This is a genomic window from Neisseria sp. P0020.S003, from assembly GCF_051957095.1.
In the GTDB taxonomy this organism is placed as follows: Bacteria; Pseudomonadota; Gammaproteobacteria; order Burkholderiales; family Neisseriaceae; genus Neisseria; species Neisseria subflava.
On sequence record NZ_JBQCWU010000001.1, the window covers coordinates 179,486 to 204,826 of the forward strand.

The following is a 25,341-nucleotide window of genomic DNA, read 5'->3' on the forward strand; positions in this document are numbered from 1 at the left end:
GCAAAGCAGTGAGCAGACTGGTTTGCCGTCAAGCGGATACGGCCGAAAATCTCAGGTTCAAGGACAGATAGGGTCTTCCGCGCATCTTGTGCGGACGGCATCTGAACAATAAATCCGGAGAAGCTGAGAATGACTGCCCTGAAAACCACCCCGTTCCACCAAGCCCATCAAGATGCAGGCGCGAAGCTGGTCGATTTTGCCGGCTGGGAGCTGCCCATCCATTATGGTTCACAAATCGCCGAACACGAAGCCGTGCGCACCGACGCCGGTATGTTTGATGTATCCCATATGCTCGTTACCGACGTAGCGGGCGCAAATGCCAAAGCCTTTTTCCGCAAATTGATTGCCAACGATGTCGCCAAACTCGCTTTTGTCGGCAAAGCCCTTTATTCCGCTTTGCTCAACGACAACGGCGGCGTGATTGACGACTTAATCGTTTACCGCACCAATGAAGCCGAAACCCAATACCGCATCGTGTCCAACGGCGCGACCCGTGAAAAAGATACGGCGCAATTCCACAAAGTCGGACAAGAGTTCGGCGTTGCCTTCAATCCGCGCTACGACCTCGGCATGCTTGCCGTACAAGGCCCGAAAGCCATCGAAAAACTCCTGACCGTCAAACCTGAATGGGCAGACGTGATTCGCGGCCTCAAACCGTTCCAAGGTGCAGACTTGGGCAACGACTGGTTTGTCGCCCGCACCGGCTACACCGGTGAAGACGGCGTCGAAGTCATCCTGCCCGGCACTGAAGCCGTCGCATTCTTCAAAGCCCTGCAAGCAGCAGGCGTACAGCCTTGCGGCCTCGGCGCACGCGACACCCTGCGCATGGAAGCCGGTATGAACCTCTATGGCAACGATATGGACGACAATACCAGCCCGCTCGAAGCAGGCATGGGTTGGACCGTTGACTTGAAAGATGAAAGCCGCGACTTCGTCGGTAAAGCCGCCTTGCTGGCATTGAAAGAAAAAGGCGTTGCCGTCAAACAGGTCGGTTTGCTGCTCGACAAAGGCGGCATCCTGCGTGCGCATATGGAAGTGTTGACCGACAAAGGCCAAGGTGAAACCACCAGCGGCGTATTCTCTCCAAGCCTGAAACAATCCATCGCCATCGCGCGCGTACCGAAAGACTTTGACGGCGATACCGCCAAAGTGCTGATGCGCGGTAAAGAAGTGGACGTGCGCGTACTGAAGCTGCCGTTTGTCCGCAACGGTCAAAAACAGTTTGATTAATATCGGTTCAGACGGCCTTTATTTGTTAAAGGCCGTCTGAAAGCAGGTTTTAATTGTCGTCCGATACGGACGTTTGTAGAAAACATTGAACAAGGCATCTGTGGATATTGATTCATGCAGATGCCGTCTGAAAATAACCCTCTATCAATGGAGTATCAAACCATGAGCAACATCCCAGCAGAACTGAAATACGTTGCCAGCCACGAATGGCTGCGCCTTGAAGAAGACGGCACCATCACCGTCGGCATTACCCATCACGCGCAAGAGCTGTTGGGCGACATCGTGTTTGTCGAGCTGCCAGAAGTCGGCGCAAACCTGGCTGCCGAAGAGCAAGCCGGTGTGGTTGAGTCTGTAAAAGCCGCATCTGACGTATACGCGCCGATTGCAGGCGAAATCGTTGCCGTCAACGAAGATTTGCCAAGCGCGCCGGAAACTGCCAACAGCGACCCTTACGGCGCAGGCTGGTTCTTCAAAATCAAACCTGCCAACCCTGCCGATTACGACGGTCTGCTGACTGCCGAACAATACGCAGGCGAAGTAGCTTGATTTTTGCAAACATCCAAACAGGTTTTGCGCCTGTTTGATGGTGCAGGTCTTAGGTCGTCTGAAAATACTTTCAGACGGCCTTTGTTTCAATTTTTCCTCAATAAACATGAATTACTGCGAATTTGTCGCCACGCTACCCGACGATACGGACAACCCCAACCAACATTATCACGACACGCAATACGGTTTTCCGATTGAGGACGACAATGAATTGTTTGAGCGGCTGGTGTTGGAAATCAATCAGGCAGGATTGAGCTGGACGCTGATGCTGAAGAAGCAGCAGGCATTTCAGACGGCATTTAAAGGTTTCGACATCGAGACGGTCGCCGCATTTGACGAAGCCGATATTGAGCGGCTGCTTGCCGATGCAGGCATCGTCCGCAACCGCCTGAAAATCAATGCCGCCATCCACAACGCACAAAAAATCAAACAGTTGCAGCAGGAATACGGTTCGTTCAAAAACTGGCTCGACGCCCACCATCCGCGTGAAAAAAACGAATGGGTCAAACTTTTTAAAAAACACTTCAAATTCGTCGGCGGCGAAATCGTCGGCGAATTTCTGATGAGTACGGGCTACCTCAAAGGCGCGCACGTCGAAACCTGCCCCGTTTACCGTGAAATTTCGGCACTAAATCCGAAATGGGCAGAGGTCGTCTGAAACTTGTCAGCAGTGGGGGCAGGCAGTTAGAGTAGGGGTATCAGATTGCTATAACGTTCAATAAGCAAAGATTTTACTCTGTAAATAGAGAATAGGAGTTTAACGGTTATGATGGAATATAATCTTTCAAGTATGTATTATAAAAATAAAAGATTCTTAGGTATCTTAGTTTTAAATATTATTTCTTATTTTTTAATATGTTTGTGGCTTGATGGATTCGTTGATAAATATAGTATTGAATTGTCTTTTTTAAGTTATATCCCGATATTGATGGCTTTTCTTCCATATGTTTTTGCTGGATCTGCTCCAGCAATAGGTGCTATGTGGTCGGCAACAATGTGGTTTTTACTTATTCTTGGTTTGGCGGGAAGGGTAAATGATTTTTCAATATTTATTTATTGGTTTATGGGTGTATTGTTTTTTTTGAATTCCCTAATTGGAGTGTTTTTAATTAAACGGAAAACAAATCGGTTGTATAAAAGATGGCAGAAAATTCCTTTCGTAGGGAAAGTTATTATTTCATTTGCTTTCAACTTCTCAATACCTTTTTTGTTATTTTTGATTTATTTGGATATAAAATAAAAGTATTAAGTATTGATTTTGAGTTCTGTTCTATAGAATAGAATTATTCAACCAAACTCTAGGAGGATTATTATGAAGAAAAGATATACGGTAACAGTTTATGTAGCAGCTCCAGGTACTCCCTTAACTAAAGAAGACGGTAGTCCTTTGTTATTGCCAGGAAGTAATAAACAAGACCATTCCGTAGTTGGTCATCTATATTATAAAGTTAGTGACGGAACAGCGGCTGGTACAAAAGGTTTCGGTTTTGCTCCGAAAAAGGAGGGGGAGGCTTTCGGATTGGGAGAGGTCAAAAAAGATGAGTTTAAAAAATATCAAAATCCGATTTATGAACGAACTTTAGAAATATCGGAGCAGCAATATAAAAAACTGTTGAATTACGGTCAAAATCCTATGCTGGGTAAATTTGATGCAACCGACTACAACGGAGTAAATAACAGTTGTGTTGATTTCCTCTACGGAGGGTTGGCTTATGCTGAAATTTATAATCCCAAGCGGTCTATCTGGAATCCTAGAAGTTGGATTGGTAACAAGAATTATGAAGGAGAGGTAAAAGTCCGTCCGAATATGGACGAGTTGGATAAAATACCCAATCAGAAAGGATTTGAGAGCAGTGAATTGAATACACCTTTAAATAAACGGCGGAACAATCCAGAACCGAGCTGTGAAAAGGCATTTGGTAAACTGCCGACGACTAAGGAACTTTTAAATGATAAGAAAGCATGGGAAGGCATAAAGGAAAAAGTTGGGTGCAGGGTGGCGGAAAATGAGCAGGATTTACGGTATCAATACGCACAGTTGGAAAGTGTCAGCCCTTCCCTGCAAATTGAGGATATGCCCCAATTTGCGCAAAACATCTACCATCAGGGCAGACAGATTTTTACCGAGTTCTGTCAGATGAAGAATATCCCCTACGACGAAAAAAATTTGGACAACATCGCCATGTCGATGGCAGCGGTTGGTTACGCAAACCATATGCGTGGCGTATCGATGATAAACATCAAAGACGACGGTCAGATTCTTATCGGACACAAAGCCCTCGAATTGAGAAAGGCTGCGGTGGATATGGCTGAAGCCATATCTACACCGATAGAGGAGAGCCTTGCCAAAGTACAGGAAACGGCACGACAGTTTGAATACGAAGCGCAGCAAAGGCAGTTGGCGCAATCCCAATCGCGGGGCATGAGTTTGTCCTGATGGCTTTCAGGTCAAACGTCGTCTGAAACCCCAATCCGCCGTCCGAAGCGACGGCATAACGACAAACCCAAAGGAGTAGAAATGAAACTGTCAGAACTGTTCAACCCCAACGAATTTGCCGCGCGGCATTTGAGTTTTGGCGATGAGGCGGCGTTGCTGGACGCGCTGGGCGAGAAAAGCATGGACGATTTTGTTGCGAACACTGTGCCGCAAAGTATCCGTATGCCGTCCGAACTCGACCTGCCCGAAGCCCTGACCGAGGCGGACGCGTTGGCGAAATTGAAAGGCATTGCGTCGAAAAACGTAATCAACAAGTCCTATATCGGCTTGGGCTATTACCCGACCCGCGTGCCGAACGTGATTTTGCGCAACGTATTGGAAAATCCAGGCTGGTACACCGCCTATACGCCGTATCAGGCGGAAATCGCGCAGGGGCGTTTGGAAGCGTTGTTGAACTTCCAGCAGGTGTGCATCGATTTGACCGGTTTCCCTGTGGCAGGCGCGTCTTTGTTGGACGAGGCGACCGCCGCCGCCGAAGCGATGGCGATGGCGCATCGCGTGGGCAAAGTGAAATCCGAGCGTTTCTTTGTGGATGCGCGCGTGTATCCGCAAACTTTGGACGTGATGAAAACCCGCGCCAAATATTTCGGCTTTGAACTGGTGGTCGGCGATTTTGCCCAAGTGGATGAAGGCGAATACTTCGGCGCGCTGTTCCAATATGTCGGTAAAGACGGCGACGTACAAGACTTGCAGAATGTTATAGGTCGTCTGAAAACCAAAGGCACAATCGTGGCCGTTGCCGCCGACATCATGAGCTTGGTTTTGCTGAAATCACCTGCCGAATTGGGCGCGGACATTGCATTGGGCAACACCCAACGCTTCGGCGTGCCGATGGGTTTCGGCGGTCCGCACGCTGCTTATTTCGCGTTTAAAGACGAGTTCAAGCGTTCTGCTCCGGGTCGCATCATCGGCGTATCCAAAGACGCATCGGGCAAACCTGCCTTGCGCATGGCGTTGTCCACCCGCGAGCAACACATCCGCCGCGAAAAAGCGACATCCAATATTTGTACCGCACAGGCATTGCTGGCGAACTTGGCCGGTATGTATGCCGTTTACCACGGCCCTGAAGGTGTGAAACGCATTGCCAACCGCATTCATGCGCTGGCTTCTGCCTTTGCCGATGCGCTGGTTTCAGACGGCCTGAATGTGGTTCACAAAGTCTTCTTCGATACCGTTACCGTTGATTTCGGCAGCAAAGAGAAAGCAGACCAAGTGTTTGCCGCTGCTTTGGAGTCGGGTTACAACCTGCGCCGCGTCAACGATACTCAAGTTGCGGCTGCATTCCATGAAACGTCGGCATACGAAGATTTGGTCGATTTGTACCGCGCGTTTACCGGCAAGGATACATTCACATTTGCCGATGATGTCAAAGGCCGTCTGAACGTCGAATTGCTGCGTCAGGACGACATTCTGCAACATCCTGTGTTCAACAGTTACCACACCGAACACGAAATGTTGCGCTACCTGAAAAAACTCGAAGACCGCGACTTGGCGATGAACCGCAGCATGATTTCATTGGGCAGCTGCACCATGAAACTCAACGCGACTGCGGAAATGTTGCCGATTACTTGGGCTGAGTTCACCGACATCCATCCTTACGCTCCCGAAGCGCAAACTGCCGGCTACCGCGAATTGCTTGCCGATATGGAAAACAGCCTGAAAGCCATCACCGGTTTTGACGCGATTTCCTTCCAGCCCAACTCCGGCGCACAGGGCGAATACAGCGGTATGCTCTCCATCCGCCGTTACCAAGAAGCCAACGGCGAGGGACACCGCAACATCTGTCTGATTCCAAAATCAGCCCACGGTACCAACCCTGCGACTGCGGCCATGCTCGGTTTGAAAGTCGTCGTTGTCGACACCGACGAACACGGCAACGTCAACATTGACGATTTGAAAGCCAAAGCCGAGCAACACCGCGACGCCTTGTCCGCCATCATGATTACCTATCCGTCCACCCACGGCGTGTACGAAGAAGGCATCCGCGACATCTGCCGCATTATTCACGAAAACGGCGGACAGGTTTACATGGACGGCGCCAACCTCAACGCCCAAATCGGCATCATGCAGCCTGCCGAAGTCGGTGCGGACGTGTTGCACATGAACCTGCACAAAACCTTCTGTATCCCTCACGGCGGCGGCGGCCCGGGCATAGGTCCGATTGGCTTGAAAGCCCATTTGGCTCCGTTCGCACCAGGCCATGTGGTGACCGATATGCACAATGCCAGTGCCGATCAAACTGCCGTGGCTGCCGCAGCATATGGTTCTGCGTCCATCCTGCCGATTACCTGGATGTACCTGACCATGATGGGCAAACAAGGCATGGAGCAGGCAACGCGCTGGGCATTGCTCAACGCCAACTACGTCGCAAAACGTTTGAGCGAAGACTATCCGATTCTGTACACAGGCAAAAACGGCCGCGTTGCGCATGAATGTATCGTCGATTTGCGTCCGCTTAAAGCCGAAAGCGGCATTACCGAAACCGACATCGCCAAACGCCTGATGGACTATGGCTTCCACGCGCCGACGGTTTCCTTCCCCGTTGCCGGTACGCTGATGATTGAGCCGACCGAGAGCGAAAGCAAAGCCGAACTCGACCGCTTCATCGCCGCCCTGAAACAAATCAAACAGGAAGTGTTGAAAGTCGAGTGCGGCGAATGGCCAAAAGAAGACAATCCGCTGATCAACGCTCCGCATACTGCATCCGACGTAACCGGCGAATGGGCGCATCCGTACTCCCGCGAAGAAGCCGTCTTCCCGTTGCCGTTTGTCCGCGAACACAAATTCTGGCCGAGCGTGAAACGGGTAGATGAAGTGTATGGTGACCGCAATCTGGTTTGCTCCTGCTTGCCGATTGACGCATACGAAGATTAAGCCTGAATAGGTTTAAAATTGAACAGGCCGTCTGAAAATGAAAATAGTTTTCAGACGGCCTTTTGTTTGTTAAGATATTTCGCCCGAGAACATACATTTGTTTTTGGTAAAACAACGGATAAGGCATTCGGAAAGATAGACGGCGAATGCCTTTGCTTGCGAATAAGACCAAACGGCTTCTCATAACGATAAGCAAAAGGCCGTCTGAAAAACAGGAGGACACGATGGATGAACTTTTTATTCAAACGTTGACGATTGCCGGTTCAGATTCCGGCGGCGGCGCGGGCATACAGGCGGATTTGAAGACGTTTCAGATGCGGGGCGTGTTCGGTACCAGCGTACTGACAGCGGTTACCGCACAAAATACTTTGGGCGTATCGGCAGTGCATCCGATACCGACCGACATGATTGCCGCGCAAATTGCCGCGATTCAGGAGGATTTCCAAATCCGCGCTTATAAAATCGGCATGCTGGGTACGGCGGAAATCATCGAATGCGTGGCAGAACAAACCGCCGAATGCGATTTCGGTAAACGCGTGTTGGATCCGGTCATGATTGCCAAAGGTGGCGCGCCGTTGTTGGAAAATTCAGCCGTCGAAGCCATGAAACGCCTGCTGCTGCCGCATACGGACGTATTGACCCCCAATCTGCCCGAAGCACAGGCATTGACGGGTATCAATATTGAAAACCGCCAAGATGCGGAACGCGCCGCCAAAATTCTTCAGGATTGGGGCGTGAAAAATGTGGTGATTAAAGGCGGCCATCTTGCCGACAGCCAAAGCGAATATTGCACCGACTGGCTGTTTACGCCATACGAGACCATCGAACTGAACAGCAAACGTTTCCCAACGCCGCATACACATGGCACGGGCTGCACGTTTTCTGCCTGCATCACAGCCGAGTTGGCAAAAGGGTTTAGCGTACCCGAGGCGGTTCAAACGGCAAAAAACTATATTGCCGCCGCCATTTCCCATCCTTTGGGCATCGGGGCAGGGCACGGGCCGGTCAACCACTGGGCGTATCGGGACGAATAATGCGTTTAGGCCGATTGTAATTGATTGTATTTTTCAGACGGCCTGACTAGGTTTATCACTTGAAATTGTTTACAATATCAGATTAATGCTTTTACGGATAAAAAAGACATCATGCAAGTTACCTCAAAATGGATAGACGGAATGTGCTTCGTCGGTACAACGGCAAACGGACACAGCGTTGTGATGGAAGGCGCGGCGGCTGAAGGCGAAGTCAAACGCGGCCCCAGCCCGATGGAAATGCTGTTGTTGGGTGTAGCGGGCTGTTCCAGCATCGATGTCGTGATGATTGCCGAGAAACAACGCCAAAAAATCACCGACTGCCGTGCCGAAGTGACTGCCAAACGCGCCGACACTGCGCCGCGCGTGTTTACCGAAATCCATATCCATTTCAAAGTGTATGGTCGAGGTTTGCAAGAAAGCGCGATTGAACGCGCCGTACAGATGTCTGCCGAAAAATATTGTTCCGCATCGATTATGCTGGGCAAAGCGGCAAAAATGAGCCACAGCTTCGAGATAGTTGAAACAGAATAGGACAGTTTCAGGGTGGGCGTGTTGGAGCGTGAACCGGCTACCCACAAAAAAAGCAGATATATTCACGCATTAACATGAATATATCTGCTTGCTTTTTATTCCTTTTTCTCTCTCTCTATCAGCCTTTATAACTTGGCTTGTTGATCTCATTGTGCAAGTTTCGTTTAACATTGTCAACAATTTTTAATTATATTTTAAACAACCCCGAAAGATGCAGGTTTGTAAACGCTTGCGCCTTAATACGGATACTGGGGAAACATTATGGATTACGAAAATAATACCAACGTTGCGCCTGCAACTTCATCGCTTATTTTGGAAGAGCGTCACGATTCGGAACTCTTCCGCGTGTACGCATTGATTTTGGACGGCATTACCGACCATCTGCTGTTGCCGGGCAAAAAACTGACCGAGTCCGAGCTTTGCCGACAAATGGTTTGCTCGCGCAATACCGTGCGTGGCGCATTGTCGCTTTTGGCGCACGATAAAATCGTCGATTTGCAGCCCAACCGCGGCGCATTTGTCCATGTGCCGGACTTGAAAGAAATGAAAGACGTGTTCAACACGCGTATCGAAATGGAAAGCATGATTCTGAGCGTCCTCATTGATATGCCTGATTTGGAAACGCGTCTGCAACCGCTTTACGCCATGATTGAGCAAGAGGGCGCAGCCTCCGAAAGCGGCGACCGCGTGGGTTGGAACCGCCTGTCCAATGCCTTCCATGTCGAATTGGCGCGGCTGTTGGATAATAATGTCTTGTTTGAAATCATGAATACCTTGTGCGCGCGCTCTTCATTGATTGTGGCCGTTTCCGATCCGCTTCGCAAAGAAAAGCGCAACATCGATTCCAATTCGCACCATGAACACCGAGAAATCCTCGATTTGTTGCTGGCAGGCAAGCGCAACCGTGTGACCAAAGTTATGCGCCGCCATTTGGGCGCGTGTATGGAACGCTTGGAACAGAAACTCGAGATGTAATCGGTTTGACAATAACAAGGCCGTCTGAAATATTTAGACGGCCATTGGTTTATCCCTACAAAACGAAACTCCATGAAACCAAAAATCCAAAGACACGAACATATCCTCACCCTTGTCCGCGAACATAACTTTATGACGGTGGAAGCATTGGCGGTAAATTTGGATGTTACGCCGCAAACCATACGCCGCGATGTGCAGGAGTTGAGCGAGACCGGACAGCTTAAACGTTATCATGGCGGCGCATCTTTGGGCGACGTTTCAGTCGTAACGGCAGGGCAGGAGCGGCGTAACCATCAGCAGCAGGAAAAAAACGCCATTGCCCGTCTGATTGCTTCCACCATTCCCGACAATGCCTCGCTGTTTATCAGCATCGGCACCACCATGGAAGCCGTTGCCGCCGAGTTGGTCAGGCAGCGTAAAAACTTGCGGATTATCACCAACAACATCTACGCCGCCTCCATCACTGCGGCACGTACCGACTACACGGTCATCATCGCTTCTGGCGTGGTCCGTCCCTTGGATGGCGGTATTACCGGCGTGGCAACCGTCGATTTCATCAACCAATTCAAAGTCGACTATGCCATCATGAGTACCCACGGCATAGAAAACGACGGCTCGCTTTTGGATGACGATTACAAGGAAGTCAGCGTGATGCAGGCAATGGTGAACAATGCCCGCGTGCGCTATCTTGGCGTCGATCACAGCAAATTCAATAGCAATGCCTTGGTCAGACTGGGCGATATCGGCGCATTTGATAAGCTGTTTACCGACCGCCCACCATCCGCTGCCATGCAGAAAACCCTAAACGAGCGCGGCGTGGCGTGGCAGGTTGCCGACCCTGTATCAAAGTAGCCAAGTCGGGTACAATTGAGCCATCATTCCATTCCTTTCAGACGGCCTGATTGAATGCTCAGGCCGTCTGAAAACAGAAAATCATTTTCCCATCAAAGAAATATTATGTTGAATAAAGACCAATTCGCGGACAACCATTTCATCCGCACCATCATCGAAGAAGACCTCAAAAGCGGCAAGCACAAAGCCATCCAAACCCGCTTCCCGCCCGAACCCAACGGCTACCTGCACATCGGCCACGCCAAATCCATCTGCCTGAACTTCGGTTTGGCGTATATTTACGACGGCTTGTGCAACCTGCGTTTCGACGATACCAACCCCGAAAAGGAAAACGACGAATACGTCAACGCCATCAAAGAAGACGTCGAGTGGCTCGGTTTCCATTGGGCGGGCGAGCCGCGTTTCGCTTCCAACTATTTCGACCAGCTTTACGACTACGCCGTTGGTTTGATCAAAGACGGCAAAGCGTATGTCGATGATTTGACGCCCGAAGAAATGCGCGAATACCGCGGCACGCTGACCGAAGCGGGCAAAAACAGCCCTTACCGCGACCGCAGCGTCGAAGAAAACCTCAACCTGTTCACACGCATGAAAAACGGCGAGTTTCCCGACGGCAGCAAAACCCTGCGCCTGAAAATCGACATGGCATCAGGCAACATCAATATGCGTGACCCCGTCATCTACCGCATCCGCCGTGCCCATCACCACAACACCGGCGACAAATGGTGCATCTACCCGATGTACGACTACACGCATTGCATTTCCGATGCCATCGAAGGCATCACGCATTCCTTGTGTACGCTCGAATTTGAAGCCCATCGCCCGCTGTACGACTGGGTGTTGGACAACATCCCCGCGCCGCACGCCACCCGTCCGCGCCAATACGAGTTTTCCCGTTTGGAGCTTTTGTATTCCATCACCTCCAAACGCAAGCTGAACCAACTGGTTTCAGAAGGCCACGTTTCCGGCTGGGACGACCCGCGTATGCCGACCATTTCCGGTATGCGCCGCCGCGGCTACACGCCCGAAGGCCTGCGCCTGTTTGCCAAACGCGCCGGTATTTCCAAATCGGAAAACATCGTCGATATGAGCGTGTTGGAAGGTGCGGTTCGCGAAGAGCTGGAAAACTCCGCCCCGCGCATGATGGCCGTGCTCAATCCGCTCAAAGTAACGCTTACCAACTACGATGCAGCCCGAGCCGAAAGCCGCACCGCGCCCTATCATCCGAACCGCGAAGACATGGGCAGCCGCGAACTGCCGATTTCGTCCACGCTCTACATCGAAGCCGACGATTTCAGCGAAAACCCGCCCAAAGGCTTCAAACGCCTGATTCCCGGTGGCGAAGTGCGTTTGCGCCACGGCTATGTCATCAAGTGCGATGAAGTCGTAAAAGACGCGGCAGGCAATGTGGTTGAACTCAAATGCAGCATCGACCACGATACCTTGGGTAAAAATCCCGAAGGCCGCAAAGTTAAAGGCGTGATTCACTGGGTGTCTGCCGAACACGCCGCCGAAATCAAAGTCCGCCTGTACGACCGCCTCTTTACCGTCGAGCGTCCCGATGCCGTGCGCGGCGAAGACGGCGAATACCTGCCGTTTACCGATTTCCTCAACCCCGAGTCCGTCAAAGAAATCACCGCCTACGCCGAACCCGCAGCCAAAAACCTGCCCGCCGAAAGCCGTTGGCAGTTCGAGCGTCTGGGCTATTTTGTGACCGACCGCAAAGACCACAGCCCCGAGCATCCCGTGTTCAACCGCACGGTAACGCTGAAAGATTCTTGGCAGCCCAAGTAATCTGTTTACAGTAGCTGCACTGAAAGGCCGTCTGAAAACTTGAAATCCGGTTTTTAGACGGCCTTTGTCGATAAAGGGATGAGATGGAACGTTATTCTGTACATTTGAAACTGCTGGGAATGGCAGTGTTGTGGGGTGCGTCTTGGCCGATGGGGCGGATGCTGGGACAGTCGCTGCCGCCGCTGACGGGCGGGGCGGTTCGGTTTGTGCTGGCTTCGGTTTTGCTGTTGGGCTGGTTGTTTGCGCGCAGCAGGTTTGCGACTTTGGCGGCTTTGTCGGCACGGCAATGGCTGGGATTGACGGTGGCCGCTTCCGTCGGGGTATGCGGCTATGCGGTGTTTTTTATGTTGGGTTTGCAGGAGATGCCGGCGGGTAAGGCGGCGGTGGTCGTGGCGGTGAATCCCGTGCTGACGCTGCTGCTGGCGGCTTGGCTTTTCGGCGAACGTTTAAATGCGAAGATTTTGGCGGGTATGTTGCTGGCGGTCTGTGGCGCGATAACGGCGGTCACGCAAGGGCAGCCGTTGGCGGTATTGTCGGGCGGCATCAAGGCGGGGGAGTGGCTGATTTTCGGCTGTGTGGTCTGTTGGGCGGCTTATACTTTAATCGGTCGCGCGGTTTTGCGCGGTATAGACGCGCTGACGGTAACGGCGGCAACTTCGCTTATCGGCGCGTTGATGTTGTCGGTGGTGGCGTTGTGGGTCGATGGATTACCGTTTGAGGCAATGGCGGCAATGGATGGGCGCGGTTGGACGGCATTGGCGTGGCTGGTCATCGGCGCGACGGTATTGGCATATGCGTGGTATTTCGAAGGTGTGAAGATTTTGGGTGCAGGCAGTGCGGCGGCGTACATTACGCTCGTGCCGATTTTCGGTGTACTGTCTTCGGCGTGGTTTTTGGGCGAACCGTTGCATATTTCGCTGGTTGCAGGTTGTGTAGCGGCAGTCGGCGGCATGACGCTGATGCGGTACGGACAGAAGGCCGTCTGAAGTTGGGCAAATACTCGGATTTTTGATAATAAGATTGCGGTTGCCACTTTACTTCCAGCCGTAATCTTATTGAAGGATAAGACTAAGTTACGGCCTTAGTGTTCGATTTAAAAATTTGACACCCTGCCTCCAACTGCCTAAAATTCAACTTTCTCAAAAATCTATCGTATCCTGCGGCACGATTTCATACTTTCAGACGGCCTTTGTGCCATCTCTCTGATACCATTCAAAATATATCAATACTATGCACGTTTCAGAACTCCAAACCCTCCACATTTCCAAACTCTTGGAAATGGCAGAAGAACATGGCATTGAAAACGCCAACCGTTTCCGCAAACAAGACCTCGTTTTTGCCATCGTCCGCCAGATGATGAAGCAGAATGTCAGCTTTACCTGTTCCGGTACACTCGAAATCCTGCCCGACGGCTTCGGTTTCTTGCGCAGCGCAGATACTTCTTACCTTGCCGGCCCTGATGATATTTATGTTTCGCCCACGCAAATCCGCCGCTTCAATCTACACACCGGTGACACCATCGAAGGCAGCGTGCGCGTGCCTAAAGACAATGAGCGTTATTTCGCACTTGTCCGCCTTGATACCATCAACGGCGATCAGCCCGAAGTCTGCAAACACAAAATCCTTTTTGAAAACCTCACGCCTTTATTCCCAACCGAACAATTCAAACTCGAGCGCGACATCAAAGCCGAAGAGAATCTGACCGGCCGCGCTATCGACTTGGTTTCCCCAATCGGTAAAGGCCAACGTGCATTGTTGGTGGCGCCGCCTAAAACCGGTAAAACCGTGATGTTGCAAAACATTGCCCACGCCATTACCACCAATTATCCCGATGTCGAGCTGATTGTCCTGTTGATTGACGAGCGTCCGGAGGAAGTGACCGAAATGAGCCGTTCTGTACGCGGCGAAGTGGTTTCCTCTACGTTTGACGAGCCTGCGCAACGCCATGTACAAGTGGCCGAGATGGTGATTGAAAAAGCCAAACGTATGGTTGAACACAAAAAAGACGTGGTCATCCTGCTGGATTCGATTACCCGTTTGGCGCGCGCCTACAATACCGTTGTGCCGACTTCGGGCAAAATCTTGACCGGCGGTGTCGATGCCAACGCCTTGCACCGTCCGAAACGCTTCTTCGGCGCAGCGCGTAATGTGGAAGAGGGCGGTTCGCTTACCATTATTGCGACAGCGCTTGTTGAAACCGGCAGCCGCATGGACGACGTGATTTACGAAGAGTTCAAAGGCACGGGCAATATGGAATTGCACCTTGACCGCCGCATGGCAGAAAAACGCCTGTTCCCGGCCATCAGCATCAACAAATCCGGTACGCGCCGCGAAGAATTGCTGGTGCCGAACGATCAGTTGCAACGTATGTGGCTCTTGCGTAAATTCCTGCATCCTATGGACGAAATCGAAGCGACCGAGTTTTTGGTGGGCAAACTCAAAGACTCCAAAAACAATGACGATTTCTTTGAATTGATGCGCGGTAAATAAACATAAGGCCGTCTGAATATGTTTCAGACGGCCTTTGCTTCATTTTAGGAAACGCTTATGAATACCCGAATGAATTGGCAAAACTTATTGTCCACCCAACGCTTCCGTCCCAAAAACGGCGAAATCGTGCCGACCGTTACCCCTTCGACTCAGGAAGGTGCCGATGCCTTGCGTACGGATTTTCACATCGACTACGACCGAGTCGTTTTTTCCGGAGCCTTCCGCCGCCTTGGCCGTAAAACTCAGGTGCATCCGCTGGCGCAACATGACTTGACGCACAACCGCCTGACGCACAGCGTTGAAGTTGCCAGCGTGGGCAGGAGCTTGGGCAACCGCGTGGGCGTGATGTTGCACAACGGCGGTTTTCTGCCGCAGGGCAATACGCCCAGCGATATTGGTGCCGTGGTGCAGGTTGCCTGTTTGGCACATGATTTGGGCAATCCGCCGTTTGGCCATACAGGCGAAGATGCTTTGCGCGATTGGTTCAGACGGCCTGAACATCAAATTTATCTGAACACATTAAGCGAAGCGGAACGCAACGACATTCAAACCTATGAAGGCAATGCGCATAGCCTGCGTATCGTCGCCAGCCTTGAAATGTATCCGGAGGCAGGCGGAATGCGCCTGACTGCGGCAGCCATCGGCGCATTGCTGAAGTATCCGTGGACAACGCAACATCCAAACGGCAGAAAGAAATTCAATATTTATCAAACCGAGTTGCCGTTTATCCGTCAAGTTGCCGACGAATTGGGGCTGGTTTCCGCGGGAGTAGACAGCTGGGCGCGCCATCCTTTGTCTTATTTGATGGAGGCTGCCGACGATATTTGCTATGCCTTGCTGGATTTGGAAGATGCCGTCGAATTGGATTTGCTCACGGATACGGAAGTAGAAAGTATTTTGTCCGAGCTGACCTTCGCCGAAAGCGCATGGCACGCCAGCTCCAGCCGTCAGCGTTGCGCCATGTTGCGCGGCATTGCGATCGGCAAGGCGATTGATGATGTCGCGCAAACCTTTATGCTGCATCAGTCCGACTTGTTGGACGGAACATTCAAAGGCAAAGACCTGCTTGCTCTGTGCAGCCCGCAAGTGCAAAACACTTTGGCAAAAGCGAAAGAATTGGCACAAACACGGATTTTCCGCCATCACACCAAGCTCTTGACCGAGATTGCCACGTTCCCATGCTTAGGCTCCATCTTAGATTTGCTCGTCCCTGCCGCCTATGCCCTGATTGCAGAAAAACAGTTAGCAACGCGTCAGTCTTTGGCGTTGGAATTATTGAAAAAGCACAATCCGATTCTTCCTGAAGACAGTCTGTATCAGGCCTATATGAAGATTTTGGATTTTGTCGGCGGCATGACCGATAACTCCGCCGCTAAAATGGCGCAGGATTTGTCAGGAGTAGGGATTTTACGTTAATTTTATATTGTTTAACTTCAATTGGTTAAATAAAAATATAAAAAGTTTCTGTGAAAAGAGTAGACAGGCTTTAGTAAAGCCTATATCATTCGGTCTTCTTGATTCACAACGCACTTGCGAAGTGATGAGGATGCACCCGTAGCTCAGTTGGATAGAGTATCTGGCTACGAACCAGAGGGTCGGGCGTTCGAATCGCTCCGGGTGCGCCACAAGATTTATCCGCGCCCATCGTCTAGCGGTTAGGACATCGCCCTTTCACGGCGGTAACCGGGGTTCGATTCCCCGTGGGCGTGCCAGTTTTCAAAAAAAACGCAATCTGTTTCAGATTGCGTTTTTTTATTGCATTTACTGTTTGTGTTCTAAGGCCGTCTGAAATGCTCAGCAACTCAAGAGACAGAAGTGTGTAAAATCAATTGCCCTGAATTTTGTCATCTCTATGCGCTTTTCAATCTCATTTTACCATTGTCAAAACCCGATTTATTGACAACAGTATTCATCTTAAGAGTTCCTAAACCTGAATTTACATGATTTCATATTTATAATTTCTTGATTTTAGAAAATAAAAATATTTATTTGAACTTTTCTTAAAAAATGCCGTCTGAGATAAAGACAAGACGGAATATCTCTGTTAATGTGTAAATGTCAGCCGGCGTTTGCCGGTTTTTTATTGAAACCATTTGGGAGTCAATTATGAATATGAATGTTAAATTAATCGTTCCTGCCGTTTTGGCAGCTGTTGCCCTGACTGCATGTAGCAGCGGTTCTAAAGCCAAACCTGAAGCTAAAGCTGCGCCTACTGCGCAACAACAAACTCAAGCTCAGGCTCAACAAGCTCAAGCTCCAGTGCCTAATACTTTGAAAGTAGACTCTATCGACGGTACTAAAGAAGTTCACTACAAATGCGGTAAAGACGGCAAAGAGCCTCTGAGCGTAATGTACGGCTTCAAAGGCAACGAAGTTGTTGCCGCCCAAGTAAAATACAAAGGCCAAGTAACTGAAAACCTGTTCCGTATTACCGACAGCAGCAAAGATGTAAACGCATTCTGGGGCGGCAACGTTGCTTGGATTGCTGAAGCAGCCACTGCAGCCAACGTGGACAAAGTTGACGGCAACATGCTGACTATCCGCGGTACTACCGAAGTAAACGGTAAACAAGAAGTGGTTGACCAAATCGCTACCCGTTTCTGCGTATTGGATAAAGGCGCGAAAGCTGCCGCTAAACCAGCTGCTAAAAAAGTGAAAAAATAATCTTTGCCGACAGCTTTAAACGCTGGGTAAAATAAAACAGGCCGTCTGAAAACTTTTCAGACGGCCTGTTCTTTTGAACGGCTTAACCTAAGAACCAGAATTTCAGTGCCCACAACACGGCGACAATCCATACCATAGGCGGTACGTCTTGAGTGCGGTTGCACAAGAGTTTGATGAGTGCGTAGCTGATAAAGCCAAACGCAATACCGTCGGCAATCGAGTAGGTAAACGGCATGAAGACGATGGTCAGGAATGCCGGTGCGGCTTCGGTCATGTCGTCCCAATCGATTTCACGCGCGCTGCGCAACATTTGCGCGCCAACATAGAGCAGGGCGGGTGCGGTAGCGAATGCAGGAATGCTTTGAACCAGCGGGGAGAAAATCAGACAGGCAAGCATCAGTACGCCGACGGTAACGGCAGTCAGGCCGGTACGGCCGCCGGCAGAAACGCCTGCCGCGCTTTCAACGTAAGGGGTGGTAGAAGAAGTACCCAAGGCGGCGCCTGCGATAATGGCGGTTGAGTCGGCAAGCAGGGCGCGTTTCAAACGCGGCAGTTTGCCGTCTTGCAACAGGCCTGCGCGGTGGGAAACGCCGACCAATGTGCCGGTAGAGTCAAACAGGTCAACCAGGAAGAATACAAAAATCACGCTGACCATGCTGACGGTAAACAAGCCTTTGAAGTCCATCTGCATGAAAGTCGGCGCAATGCTTGGGACTTCGCCGACCACGCCTTTGAACTCGCTCAAGCCCAAGATGGTGGAGACGGCGGTCAGCGTCAGAATGGTAATGATGATAGAGCCTTTAACGCGGAAATGGCCAAGTGCAACTACCATCACAAAGCCTGCCATAGCCAGCAGGGCGGTAGGCTGGTGGATGTCGCCCAAGCCGACCAATGTGGCAGGATTGGCCACAATCACGCCTGCGCCTTTGAGTGCAATCAATGCCAAGAAGAGGCCGATACCTGCGGCAATCGACATTTTCAAGCCCATAGGCAGGGCGTTGACCAGCATTTCACGCACTTTAAAGAAGCTGAACAAGATAAAAATGATGCCTGAAATGAAAACGGCACCCAAAGCCACACGCCAGTCTACGCCCATGCCTTTGACGACGGCAAAGGTAAAGTAGGCGTTCAAACCCATGCCCGGAGCGAGGGCAATCGGGTAGTTGCCGACAAAGCCCATCACGAAACAGCCGATGGCGGAGGCGATACAGGTGGCCACAAATACTGCGCCCATATCCATGCCGGTTTCGCCCAAAATCAGGGGATTGACGATGATGATGTAGCACATGGCGAGGAAGGTGGTCACACCGGCCATAATTTCCGTGCGGACGTTGGTCTGATTGGCGTTGAGGTTGAATAATCTTTCCAAAACGCTTTGATTTGAAGAACTCATTCGAGATATTCCTTTGGGGAAAGCCGTTTTAAGGACGGCATCATCGGGTTTAACTGCCGGAAGCTCGGATTTTGGCCTTAACTTCTCAACAGATAAGGGAATTTTCGGGCGGTATTATACTGAAAAGCTTTTTGTTCGGGTAATAAAAATACATGAATCAGATAATGCTGGGCCGAACCAAGATAAAGGCCGTCTGAACAATTTCAGACGGCCTTTGTTTGTGTGTGCTTATACTGGTTTACCTTTCAGGGAGAAGGTGTAGGCTTCAGTGATTTCCAAATCGATCATTTGGTTGATCATGTCGGGTGTGCCGGTAAAGTTGACCACGCGGTTGTTGGCGGTACGGGCTTGCAGTTGGTCAGGGTCTTTTTTGGAGATACCTTCAACCAAGCAGCGTTGAACCGTGCCGATCATGGTTTGGTTGATGCGCGCGGTTTCGGCTTCGATGACTTCGTTCAAAGCTTCGAGGCGGCGCACTTTTTCTTCGTGCGGCGTGTCGTCGTGCAGGTTGGCGGCAGGTGTGCCAGGGCGCGGACTGTAAATAAAGACGAAGCTCAAGTCGAAGGCGATGTCTTTGACCAGTTTCAAGGTTTGCTCGAACTCGCGCTCGGTCTCGCCCGGGAAGCCGACGATAAAGTCGGAGCTGAGGCACAAATCAGGACGGATGGCACGCAGTTTGCGGATGATGGATTTGTATTCCAAGGCGGTGTAGCCGCGTTTCATCGCGCTCAATACGCGGTCGGAACCACTTTGAATCGGCAGGTGCAGGTGGGAAACCAGCTTCGGCAGGTCGCGGTAGCACTCGATAATCGCGTCGGTAAATTCGCGCGGATGGCTGGTGGTAAAGCGCAGGCGTTCGATGCCGGGGATTTCGTGGACGATGCGCAACAAGGTAGCAAAGTCGCAGATTTCGCCGTTTTCCATTTCGCCGCGATAGGCATTGACGTTTTGGCCTAAGAGGTTGATTTCTTTAACGCCTTGTTGTGCCAAACCGGCAATCTCGGTCAATACGTCGTTGAGCGGTCGGGAGAATTCTTCGCCGCGGGTATAAGGGACGACGCAATAAGAGCAGTATTTGGAACAGCCTTCCATGATGGAAATGAACGCCGAACCGCCTTCTACGCGTGCAGGCGGCAGGTGGTCGAATTTTTCGATTTCGGGGAAGGAAATGTCGATTTGAGACAGACCGGTGGTTTCTTTGTCGACGATGAGTTTGGGCAGGCGGTGCAGCGTTTGCGGGCCGAAAACCACGTCCACATACGGAGCACGTTTGACGATGTTTTCGCCTTCTTGAGAGGCAACGCAGCCGGCAACGCCGATGATGAGGTCGGGATTTTTTTCTTTGAGCGGACGTACGCGGCCTAAGTCGGAGAAGACTTTCTCTTGCGCTTTTTCACGTACGGAGCAGGTGTTGAACAAGATGATGTCGGCGTCGTCAGGTTGGGTGACCTGTTCGATGCCGCCGTGTTCTTCGGCGAGGACGGACAACATTTTTTCGCTGTCGTACTCGTTCATTTGGCACCCGAAGGTGCGGATAAATACTTTTTTCATGGTTTGTTTTGATTGGCTTGCTTGTTGTAAAAGGGTTCAGACGGCCTGTGAAATACTCGGGCCGTCTGAAAAATTATTCTTCCGCCTTTTTCTGCTTTTTAGCGTGTTCGATGAACCTGTCGGCTTCGGCGTCGGTCAAAATCCAGATTTCGCGGACGAGGCGGCTTTCTTCGTTGTATTTGAATGCAACGGCTTTGCCGGTTTGATTCAGCAGGCGGCCCATCGGAATGAAACGGTCGTTTTCATCGTGAATTTTAGTGAAGCGGGTGATTTGCAGTTTGGCCGCATTGCCGTCCACAATACCCAAGGTCAGCAGGCGCGTCCAAGAAAAACCGCCTTTGCTGACTTTCAGATAAGGCAAATCGACAGTCTTTAAAACGGCTACATCCATATCGTCAGGCAGGCTGCGTTGTGCATGGACGAAGGAGGACGACAAAAGGGCGAGGCTGAGTATGAATCCGCGTAACATGATGCTTTTCTTTTATTGTTTCAATAGGTCGCGGATTATAGCACAAGCAGGAAAAATGTGGATAGAGTGTTTGTTTTTAAAGAATAATTTTGATTTTGCGCCCGATTCTTATTTTGAAGCTTGGGCCGTCTGAAAAGGATTTGGTGTTAAAATGGCATCAATTTGATTTTCAGACGACCTCTTACGAAAGAATTTACCATGAACCGTAATGAAAGCTTGTTCAACCGCGCCAAAGCCATTATTCCCGGCGGCGTGAACTCTCCTGTGCGCGCATTCGGCAGCGTCGGCGGCGTGCCGCGCTTTATCAAAAAGGCAGAAGGCGCGTATGTTTGGGACGAAAACGGCACGCGTTATACCGACTATGTCGGCTCTTGGGGCCCTGCGATTGTCGGCCATGCCCATCCTGAAGTCATTGAAGCCGTGCGCGAAGCGGCATTGGGCGGTTTGTCGTTTGGTGCGCCAACTGAAGGCGAAATCGTCATTGCCGAAGAAATCGCCAAAATCATGCCGTCCGTCGAGCAGCTGCGCCTTGTCAGCTCCGGTACGGAAGCAACGATGACCGCCATCCGTTTGGCACGCGGTTTTACCGGCCGCGACAAAATCATCAAGTTTGAGGGCTGCTACCACGGCCATTCCGACAGCCTGTTGGTGAAAGCAGGCAGCGGTCTGCTGACGTTTGGCAATCCTTCTTCCGCCGGTGTGCCTGCCGATTTTACCAAACACACTTTGGTGCTCGAGTACAACAATATCGCCCAACTGGAAGAAGCCTTTACCCAAAGCGGCAATGACATTGCCTGCGTGATTTTGGAGCCTTTTGTCGGCAATATGAATCTGGTTAGGCCGTCTGAAGCCTTTGTCAAAGCCTTACGCGAATTGACTGAAAAACACGGTGCCGTATTGATTTACGACGAAGTGATGACCGGCTTCCGCGTGGCGCTGGGCGGCGCGCAATCTTTGCACGGCATCAAACCTGATTTGACCACCATGGGCAAAGTGATTGGCGGCGGTATGCCTTTGGCGGCGTTCGGCGGCCGTAAAGATATTATGGAATGTATTTCCCCGTTGGGCGGCGTGTATCAGGCAGGTACATTGTCCGGCAATCCGATTGCGGTTGCGGCCGGTTTGAAAACGCTGGAAATTATTCAGCGCGAAGGCTTCTATGAAAACCTGACTGCCTTGACCCAACGCCTTGCCAACGGTATTGCCGATGCGGCTAAAGCACATGGCGTTGAATTTACGGCGGACAGCGTGGGCGGCATGTTTGGTTTGTATTTTGCCAGCCATACGCCGCAAAACTATGCCGACATGGCGCGTTCTAATATCGACGGTTTCAAACATTTCTTCCACGGTATGCTCGACCGCAATGTCGCATTCGGCCCATCAGCTTACGAAGCTGGTTTTGTTTCCGCCGCGCATACGCCTGAGCTGATTGACGAAACCATTGCTGTGGCACACGAAGTGTTCAAAGAAATGGCGAAATAAAAGCTGAAGCTGTCATGTGAAAAAAGGCCGTCTGAAAAATATTCAGACGGCCTTTCGCTATTTTAAATCAATGCTTGATTATGCTTCTTCGGCTTTGCTGCGGATAATCAGCAGAGGCAGGTGGCTTTGACGCATTACGGTCTCGGCGAAGCTGCCCATCAGCAGGTGCATCAGGCCGGTGCGGCCGTGTGTGCCGAGTACCAACAGGTCTGCGCCGTTTTTGTCGGCGTAGTCAACCAAGTCTTGCGCCATTTCGCGTGCGCCTTTGTTGGCAACCAACAGGTGTTTCACGATGTTTTCAACGCCGCTTTCACGCGCTGTTTTTTCTGCGAAATCCAAAACTTCGTTACCTTGAGCCACTGCGGCGGCTTCGTAGCTTTCGTGTTGCAGGAATTCAGGAGCCAAAGCCATGTATTCGGCAGGGTTGGCAACGTGAACCAAAGTCAGTTGGGCTTTGTTGAGGCTTGCCAGTTCGGCGGCGTGTTTCAATGCATTGAGGGAAGTCTCGCTACCGTCAACGGCTACAACCAGATGTTTGTACATATTTATTCTCCTTTTGCGCCGAGTAGCGGCACTTTCGTTTAATATGAAATCAGAACTTGTCTGAATGTGAAACGATTATAAACTCTTTCGGGCGGGTACAACAGCCCATCTGCTTTCAAGTATAATATCGGTCCGATTCGCCTGTGGCGTTTTTCATTAATTTATTGATATATCACAAGGTTACTTATGCAGGACGCCGCTTTTCTTTCGTCGCGCCGCTTTGGCGGCATTGCCAGACTTTACGGAGACGAAGCACTGGCGCGCTTTTCGCGTGCGCATGTGTGCGTGGTCGGCGTCGGCGGCGTCGGCTCGTGGGCGGTGGAGGCTTTGGCGAGGAGCGGTATCGGTCGTTTAACGCTGATTGATTTGGACAACGTTGCCGAGTCCAATGTCAACCGCCAGTTGCACGCTTTGACCGATGATTTCGGTAAGGCAAAAGTTACTGCTTTGCGCGAACGCATCGCCCAAATCAATCCGCAATGCGAAGTGACGGAAATCGAAGATTTTGTTACCGAAGACAATCTGGACGAGTTTTTCAGACGGCCTTTTGACTTCGTTATCGACGCCATTGACCAAATCCGTGTCAAAGCGGCTATGGCGGCGTATTTTGTACAACATAAACAACCGTTTATTATCAGCGGAGGCGCGGGCGGACAGAAAAATCCGGCTTTGATTCAAACCGCCGATTTGAGCCGCGTTACCCACGATCCGCTGCTTTCCAATTTGCGCTACACCTTGCGCAAACGCTACGGCTTCAGCCGCGATACCAAAGAAAAAATGCGCGTGCCTTGCGTTTATTCAACCGAGAATATCACGCCACCGCAATCCGGTGAAGCGTGTTCGACCGATGTCGCGCCGCAAGGTTTGTCCTGCGCGGGCTATGGCGCGAGTATGCTGGTGACGGCTTCGTTTGGGCTGTATTGTGCGCAGGCGGCGGTGGAGCATATCGCGGGGCGGAAATGAGATGAATCGATTTTTTAAAGCCTACTTTATTGCCAGTCTGATTTATGCGGTATGGTTCGGCGTATTGATGTATGCTGTCGATCCGATGTTTCTCGATGTGATGGAATGCAATACGCTGCCGGGCGATTATTTATGTGTGCAAAGCGGTTATGACCGCCCATTCACCACTTTTCTTTATCCGTTTCTGTCCGTCGTGATATTCAGTCTTTTGCACGCCGGTATTATGAAATGGCGCAACCGCCGTTCGGTTAAAATGATTTGGTTTTTGGTCGGCTGCGAAAGTTTGCTGCTGTTGGCTTTGATAGTGGCGATGCTTGCGAGGGATGGTTTTGTGTTGTCCCGAGATATCGGCTCGGTACTGACGGGTACGGTTTTCGCCAGCCTGCCGCTGTTGGGTATGGCCTTGGCCCAGACCTTTGCCGTCGCCATTGTTTCTTTACAAATCAATCGTAAAAACCGCTGATTTTTATATTAAAAACGGGTTGTCCTCGTTTCAGACGGCCTTTTGTTGATGAAATTTCTTACTAAACTTAAAAAGAAAAAGACCCTTTAACCATGCCTTCAGAACACCTTATTTCTTCCACTGCCGCAACGCCGTCTGAACATACTGTTGCGTGGGTGTTCGGTCAGCCTGTTACCGATGTGCCGCAGGATTTGTTTATTCCGCCTGATGCGTTGAAGGTGGTATTGAGCAGCTTCCAAGGGCCGTTGGATTTGTTGCTGTACCTCATCCGCAAGCAAAATATTGATGTCCTCGATATTCCGATGGTGAAGATTACCGAGCAGTATCTGCACTATATTGCCCAAATGGAAGCGTATCAGTTTGATTTGGCGGCGGAATACCTACTGATGGCGGCGATGTTGATTGAAATTAAATCGCGCCTGCTTCTGCCGCGTCCTGAAGAAGTTGAGGATGAAGAGGCGGATCCGCGTGCCGAGTTGGTGCGCCGTCTGTTGGCTTACGAGCAGATGAAACTGGCGGCTCAGGGCTTGGATGCGTTGCCGCGTGCCGGACGTGATTTTGCTTGGGCGTATTTGCCGTTGGAAATTGCGGTTGAAGCGAAGTTGCCGGAAGTGTACGTTGCTGATTTAACGCAGGCTTGGTTGGGTATTTTGTCGCGTGCCAAGCATACGCGCAGCCATGAAGTGGTGCGGGAAACCATATCTGTGCGCGCGCAGATGACGGCGATTTTGCGTCGCTTGAACGAAAGCGGTATCAGCAAGTTTAGCGATTTGTTTAAGCCGGAGCAGGGCGCGACATATGTAGTGGTCAATTTTATTGCATTGCTGGAATTGGCTAAAGAAGGCTTGGTGCGTATCGTGCAGCCTGAAAATTATGGGGAAATTGAAATCAGCCTGAAAGACGGTTTGGAAACAAACGAAGCTGAAATGTTTTCAGATGGCCTTGAAGCCGATGAAACCGATAACGAAAATTTAAAAAAAGAGAACTAAA

At 50.8% G+C, this 25,341-nt stretch carries 23 protein-coding genes and 2 tRNA genes; 21 read left to right on the forward strand and 4 right to left on the reverse strand.

Annotated elements, in window-relative coordinates; translation table 11 throughout:
- Positions 1-129 precede the first annotated feature (129 nt).
- The 17 genes from gcvT (at position 130) to ACTHTQ_RS00990 (ending at position 17,487) form a co-directional block, all read left to right on the forward strand.
- Entirely contained in the window at positions 130-1,230 is a 1,101-nt protein-coding gene (gene gcvT, locus ACTHTQ_RS00910; RefSeq protein WP_440362790.1) for a glycine cleavage system aminomethyltransferase GcvT, read from the forward strand.
- 147 nt (positions 1,231-1,377) lie between these two features.
- Positions 1,378-1,776, forward strand: coding sequence for a glycine cleavage system protein GcvH (gene gcvH, locus ACTHTQ_RS00915; RefSeq protein ID WP_063068454.1), 399 nt, complete (start codon positions 1,378-1,380; stop codon positions 1,774-1,776).
- Between the two features lie 106 nt (positions 1,777-1,882).
- Entirely contained in the window at positions 1,883-2,434 is a 552-nt protein-coding gene (locus ACTHTQ_RS00920) for a DNA-3-methyladenine glycosylase I (protein WP_063076670.1), read from the forward strand.
- Between the two features lie 108 nt (positions 2,435-2,542).
- On the forward strand, positions 2,543-3,016 hold the full coding sequence (locus ACTHTQ_RS00925; RefSeq protein ID WP_254323261.1) for a hypothetical protein: 474 nt from the start codon (positions 2,543-2,545) through the stop codon (positions 3,014-3,016).
- A 72-nt stretch (positions 3,017-3,088) separates the two neighbouring features.
- Complete coding sequence (locus ACTHTQ_RS00930; RefSeq protein WP_440362791.1) at positions 3,089-4,213, forward strand: hypothetical protein; 1,125 nt, start codon at positions 3,089-3,091, stop codon at positions 4,211-4,213.
- 81 nt (positions 4,214-4,294) lie between these two features.
- Positions 4,295-7,147, forward strand: coding sequence for an aminomethyl-transferring glycine dehydrogenase (gene gcvP / locus ACTHTQ_RS00935; RefSeq protein ID WP_440362792.1), 2,853 nt, complete (start codon positions 4,295-4,297; stop codon positions 7,145-7,147).
- Between the two features lie 224 nt (positions 7,148-7,371).
- Positions 7,372-8,181, forward strand: coding sequence for a bifunctional hydroxymethylpyrimidine kinase/phosphomethylpyrimidine kinase (thiD, locus tag ACTHTQ_RS00940; RefSeq protein ID WP_049332169.1), 810 nt, complete (start codon positions 7,372-7,374; stop codon positions 8,179-8,181).
- A 111-nt stretch (positions 8,182-8,292) separates the two neighbouring features.
- Positions 8,293-8,712, forward strand: a complete 420-nt coding sequence (locus ACTHTQ_RS00945; protein ID WP_003684499.1) for an OsmC family protein — start codon at positions 8,293-8,295, stop codon at positions 8,710-8,712.
- 261 nt (positions 8,713-8,973) lie between these two features.
- Positions 8,974-9,687: a GntR family transcriptional regulator gene (locus ACTHTQ_RS00950; protein ID WP_070589703.1), complete on the forward strand. Its 714-nt coding sequence runs from the start codon at positions 8,974-8,976 to the stop codon at positions 9,685-9,687.
- A gap of 72 nt (positions 9,688-9,759) precedes the next feature.
- Positions 9,760-10,539: a DeoR/GlpR family DNA-binding transcription regulator gene (locus ACTHTQ_RS00955; RefSeq protein WP_440362793.1), complete on the forward strand. Its 780-nt coding sequence runs from the start codon at positions 9,760-9,762 to the stop codon at positions 10,537-10,539.
- 105 nt (positions 10,540-10,644) lie between these two features.
- Positions 10,645-12,333 carry a glutamine--tRNA ligase/YqeY domain fusion protein gene (locus ACTHTQ_RS00960; protein ID WP_440362794.1) on the forward strand — a complete coding sequence of 563 codons (1,689 nt, stop codon included), beginning with the start codon at positions 10,645-10,647 and terminating at the stop codon, positions 12,331-12,333.
- A gap of 83 nt (positions 12,334-12,416) precedes the next feature.
- Complete coding sequence (locus tag ACTHTQ_RS00965; RefSeq protein ID WP_440362795.1) at positions 12,417-13,319, forward strand: DMT family transporter; 903 nt, start codon at positions 12,417-12,419, stop codon at positions 13,317-13,319.
- Between the two features lie 244 nt (positions 13,320-13,563).
- Complete coding sequence (gene rho, locus ACTHTQ_RS00970) at positions 13,564-14,823, forward strand: transcription termination factor Rho (RefSeq protein ID WP_440362796.1); 1,260 nt, start codon at positions 13,564-13,566, stop codon at positions 14,821-14,823.
- 57 nt (positions 14,824-14,880) lie between these two features.
- On the forward strand, positions 14,881-16,239 hold the full coding sequence (locus tag ACTHTQ_RS00975; RefSeq protein WP_440362797.1) for a deoxyguanosinetriphosphate triphosphohydrolase: 1,359 nt from the start codon (positions 14,881-14,883) through the stop codon (positions 16,237-16,239).
- Positions 16,240-16,371: 132 nt separating this feature from the next.
- Positions 16,372-16,448, forward strand: a tRNA-Arg gene (locus ACTHTQ_RS00980).
- Positions 16,449-16,460: 12 nt separating this feature from the next.
- A tRNA-Glu gene (locus ACTHTQ_RS00985) sits at positions 16,461-16,535 on the forward strand.
- Positions 16,536-16,929: 394 nt separating this feature from the next.
- The gene (locus ACTHTQ_RS00990) at positions 16,930-17,487 is read left to right on the forward strand and encodes a hypothetical protein (protein WP_003748832.1); all 558 of its coding nucleotides are present in this window, start codon (positions 16,930-16,932) and stop codon (positions 17,485-17,487) included.
- An 82-nt stretch (positions 17,488-17,569) separates the two neighbouring features.
- On the opposite strand, the gene ACTHTQ_RS00995 is transcribed toward ACTHTQ_RS00990, so the two are convergent.
- From ACTHTQ_RS00995 to ACTHTQ_RS01005, 3 genes are all read right to left on the reverse strand, one after another.
- Positions 17,570-18,880, reverse strand: coding sequence for an NCS2 family permease (locus ACTHTQ_RS00995; protein WP_128581961.1), 1,311 nt, complete (start codon positions 18,878-18,880; stop codon positions 17,570-17,572).
- Between the two features lie 228 nt (positions 18,881-19,108).
- Entirely contained in the window at positions 19,109-20,431 is a 1,323-nt protein-coding gene (gene miaB / locus ACTHTQ_RS01000; RefSeq protein WP_003684389.1) for a tRNA (N6-isopentenyl adenosine(37)-C2)-methylthiotransferase MiaB, read from the reverse strand.
- 73 nt (positions 20,432-20,504) lie between these two features.
- Positions 20,505-20,900, reverse strand: a complete 396-nt coding sequence (locus ACTHTQ_RS01005; RefSeq protein WP_049352525.1) for a hypothetical protein — start codon at positions 20,898-20,900, stop codon at positions 20,505-20,507.
- A 198-nt stretch (positions 20,901-21,098) separates the two neighbouring features.
- On the opposite strand from ACTHTQ_RS01005, the gene hemL reads away from it, so the two are divergent.
- Complete coding sequence (gene hemL / locus ACTHTQ_RS01010; protein WP_440362798.1) at positions 21,099-22,382, forward strand: glutamate-1-semialdehyde 2,1-aminomutase; 1,284 nt, start codon at positions 21,099-21,101, stop codon at positions 22,380-22,382.
- A 78-nt stretch (positions 22,383-22,460) separates the two neighbouring features.
- Here hemL and ACTHTQ_RS01015 read toward each other — a convergent pair whose 3' ends face one another.
- Positions 22,461-22,925, reverse strand: a complete 465-nt coding sequence (locus tag ACTHTQ_RS01015; protein ID WP_003684381.1) for a universal stress protein — start codon at positions 22,923-22,925, stop codon at positions 22,461-22,463.
- 186 nt (positions 22,926-23,111) lie between these two features.
- Between ACTHTQ_RS01015 and ACTHTQ_RS01020 the strand changes: the two genes are divergently transcribed.
- The 3 genes from ACTHTQ_RS01020 to ACTHTQ_RS01030 all read left to right on the forward strand — a co-directional run bounded on the left by ACTHTQ_RS01020 (position 23,112) and on the right by ACTHTQ_RS01030 (position 25,340).
- On the forward strand, positions 23,112-23,888 hold the full coding sequence (locus tag ACTHTQ_RS01020; RefSeq protein WP_440362799.1) for a tRNA threonylcarbamoyladenosine dehydratase: 777 nt from the start codon (positions 23,112-23,114) through the stop codon (positions 23,886-23,888).
- A gap of 1 nt (position 23,889) precedes the next feature.
- Entirely contained in the window at positions 23,890-24,351 is a 462-nt protein-coding gene (locus tag ACTHTQ_RS01025; RefSeq protein WP_440362800.1) for a hypothetical protein, read from the forward strand.
- A 92-nt stretch (positions 24,352-24,443) separates the two neighbouring features.
- A complete protein-coding gene (locus ACTHTQ_RS01030) occupies positions 24,444-25,340 on the forward strand; it encodes a segregation and condensation protein A (protein WP_049323891.1) in 897 nt (298 codons plus the stop codon).
- The last annotated feature ends 1 nt before the right edge of the window (position 25,341 follow it).

Bases quoted from the DNA above. Each gene is read 5' to 3' on its own strand.
- gcvT (WP_440362790.1), top strand. From the start codon at position 130: ATGACTGCCCTGAAAACCACCCCGTTCCACCAAGCCCATCAAGATGCA.
- gcvH (WP_063068454.1), top strand. From the start codon at position 1,378: ATGGAGTATCAAACCATGAGCAACATCCCAGCAGAACTGAAATACGTT.
- ACTHTQ_RS00920 (WP_063076670.1), top strand. From the start codon at position 1,883: ATGAATTACTGCGAATTTGTCGCCACGCTACCCGACGATACGGACAAC.
- ACTHTQ_RS00925 (WP_254323261.1), top strand. From the start codon at position 2,543: ATGATGGAATATAATCTTTCAAGTATGTATTATAAAAATAAAAGATTC.
- ACTHTQ_RS00930 (WP_440362791.1), top strand. From the start codon at position 3,089: ATGAAGAAAAGATATACGGTAACAGTTTATGTAGCAGCTCCAGGTACT.
- gcvP (WP_440362792.1), top strand. From the start codon at position 4,295: ATGAAACTGTCAGAACTGTTCAACCCCAACGAATTTGCCGCGCGGCAT.
- thiD (WP_049332169.1), top strand. From the start codon at position 7,372: ATGGATGAACTTTTTATTCAAACGTTGACGATTGCCGGTTCAGATTCC.
- ACTHTQ_RS00945 (WP_003684499.1), top strand. From the start codon at position 8,293: ATGCAAGTTACCTCAAAATGGATAGACGGAATGTGCTTCGTCGGTACA.
- ACTHTQ_RS00950 (WP_070589703.1), top strand. From the start codon at position 8,974: ATGGATTACGAAAATAATACCAACGTTGCGCCTGCAACTTCATCGCTT.
- ACTHTQ_RS00955 (WP_440362793.1), top strand. From the start codon at position 9,760: ATGAAACCAAAAATCCAAAGACACGAACATATCCTCACCCTTGTCCGC.
- ACTHTQ_RS00960 (WP_440362794.1), top strand. From the start codon at position 10,645: ATGTTGAATAAAGACCAATTCGCGGACAACCATTTCATCCGCACCATC.
- ACTHTQ_RS00965 (WP_440362795.1), top strand. From the start codon at position 12,417: ATGGAACGTTATTCTGTACATTTGAAACTGCTGGGAATGGCAGTGTTG.
- rho (WP_440362796.1), top strand. From the start codon at position 13,564: ATGCACGTTTCAGAACTCCAAACCCTCCACATTTCCAAACTCTTGGAA.
- ACTHTQ_RS00975 (WP_440362797.1), top strand. From the start codon at position 14,881: ATGAATACCCGAATGAATTGGCAAAACTTATTGTCCACCCAACGCTTC.
- ACTHTQ_RS00990 (WP_003748832.1), top strand. From the start codon at position 16,930: ATGAATATGAATGTTAAATTAATCGTTCCTGCCGTTTTGGCAGCTGTT.
- ACTHTQ_RS00995 (WP_128581961.1), bottom strand. From the start codon at position 18,880: ATGAGTTCTTCAAATCAAAGCGTTTTGGAAAGATTATTCAACCTCAAC.
- miaB (WP_003684389.1), bottom strand. From the start codon at position 20,431: ATGAAAAAAGTATTTATCCGCACCTTCGGGTGCCAAATGAACGAGTAC.
- ACTHTQ_RS01005 (WP_049352525.1), bottom strand. From the start codon at position 20,900: ATGTTACGCGGATTCATACTCAGCCTCGCCCTTTTGTCGTCCTCCTTC.
- hemL (WP_440362798.1), top strand. From the start codon at position 21,099: ATGAACCGTAATGAAAGCTTGTTCAACCGCGCCAAAGCCATTATTCCC.
- ACTHTQ_RS01015 (WP_003684381.1), bottom strand. From the start codon at position 22,925: ATGTACAAACATCTGGTTGTAGCCGTTGACGGTAGCGAGACTTCCCTC.
- ACTHTQ_RS01020 (WP_440362799.1), top strand. From the start codon at position 23,112: ATGCAGGACGCCGCTTTTCTTTCGTCGCGCCGCTTTGGCGGCATTGCC.
- ACTHTQ_RS01025 (WP_440362800.1), top strand. From the start codon at position 23,890: ATGAATCGATTTTTTAAAGCCTACTTTATTGCCAGTCTGATTTATGCG.
- ACTHTQ_RS01030 (WP_049323891.1), top strand. From the start codon at position 24,444: ATGCCTTCAGAACACCTTATTTCTTCCACTGCCGCAACGCCGTCTGAA.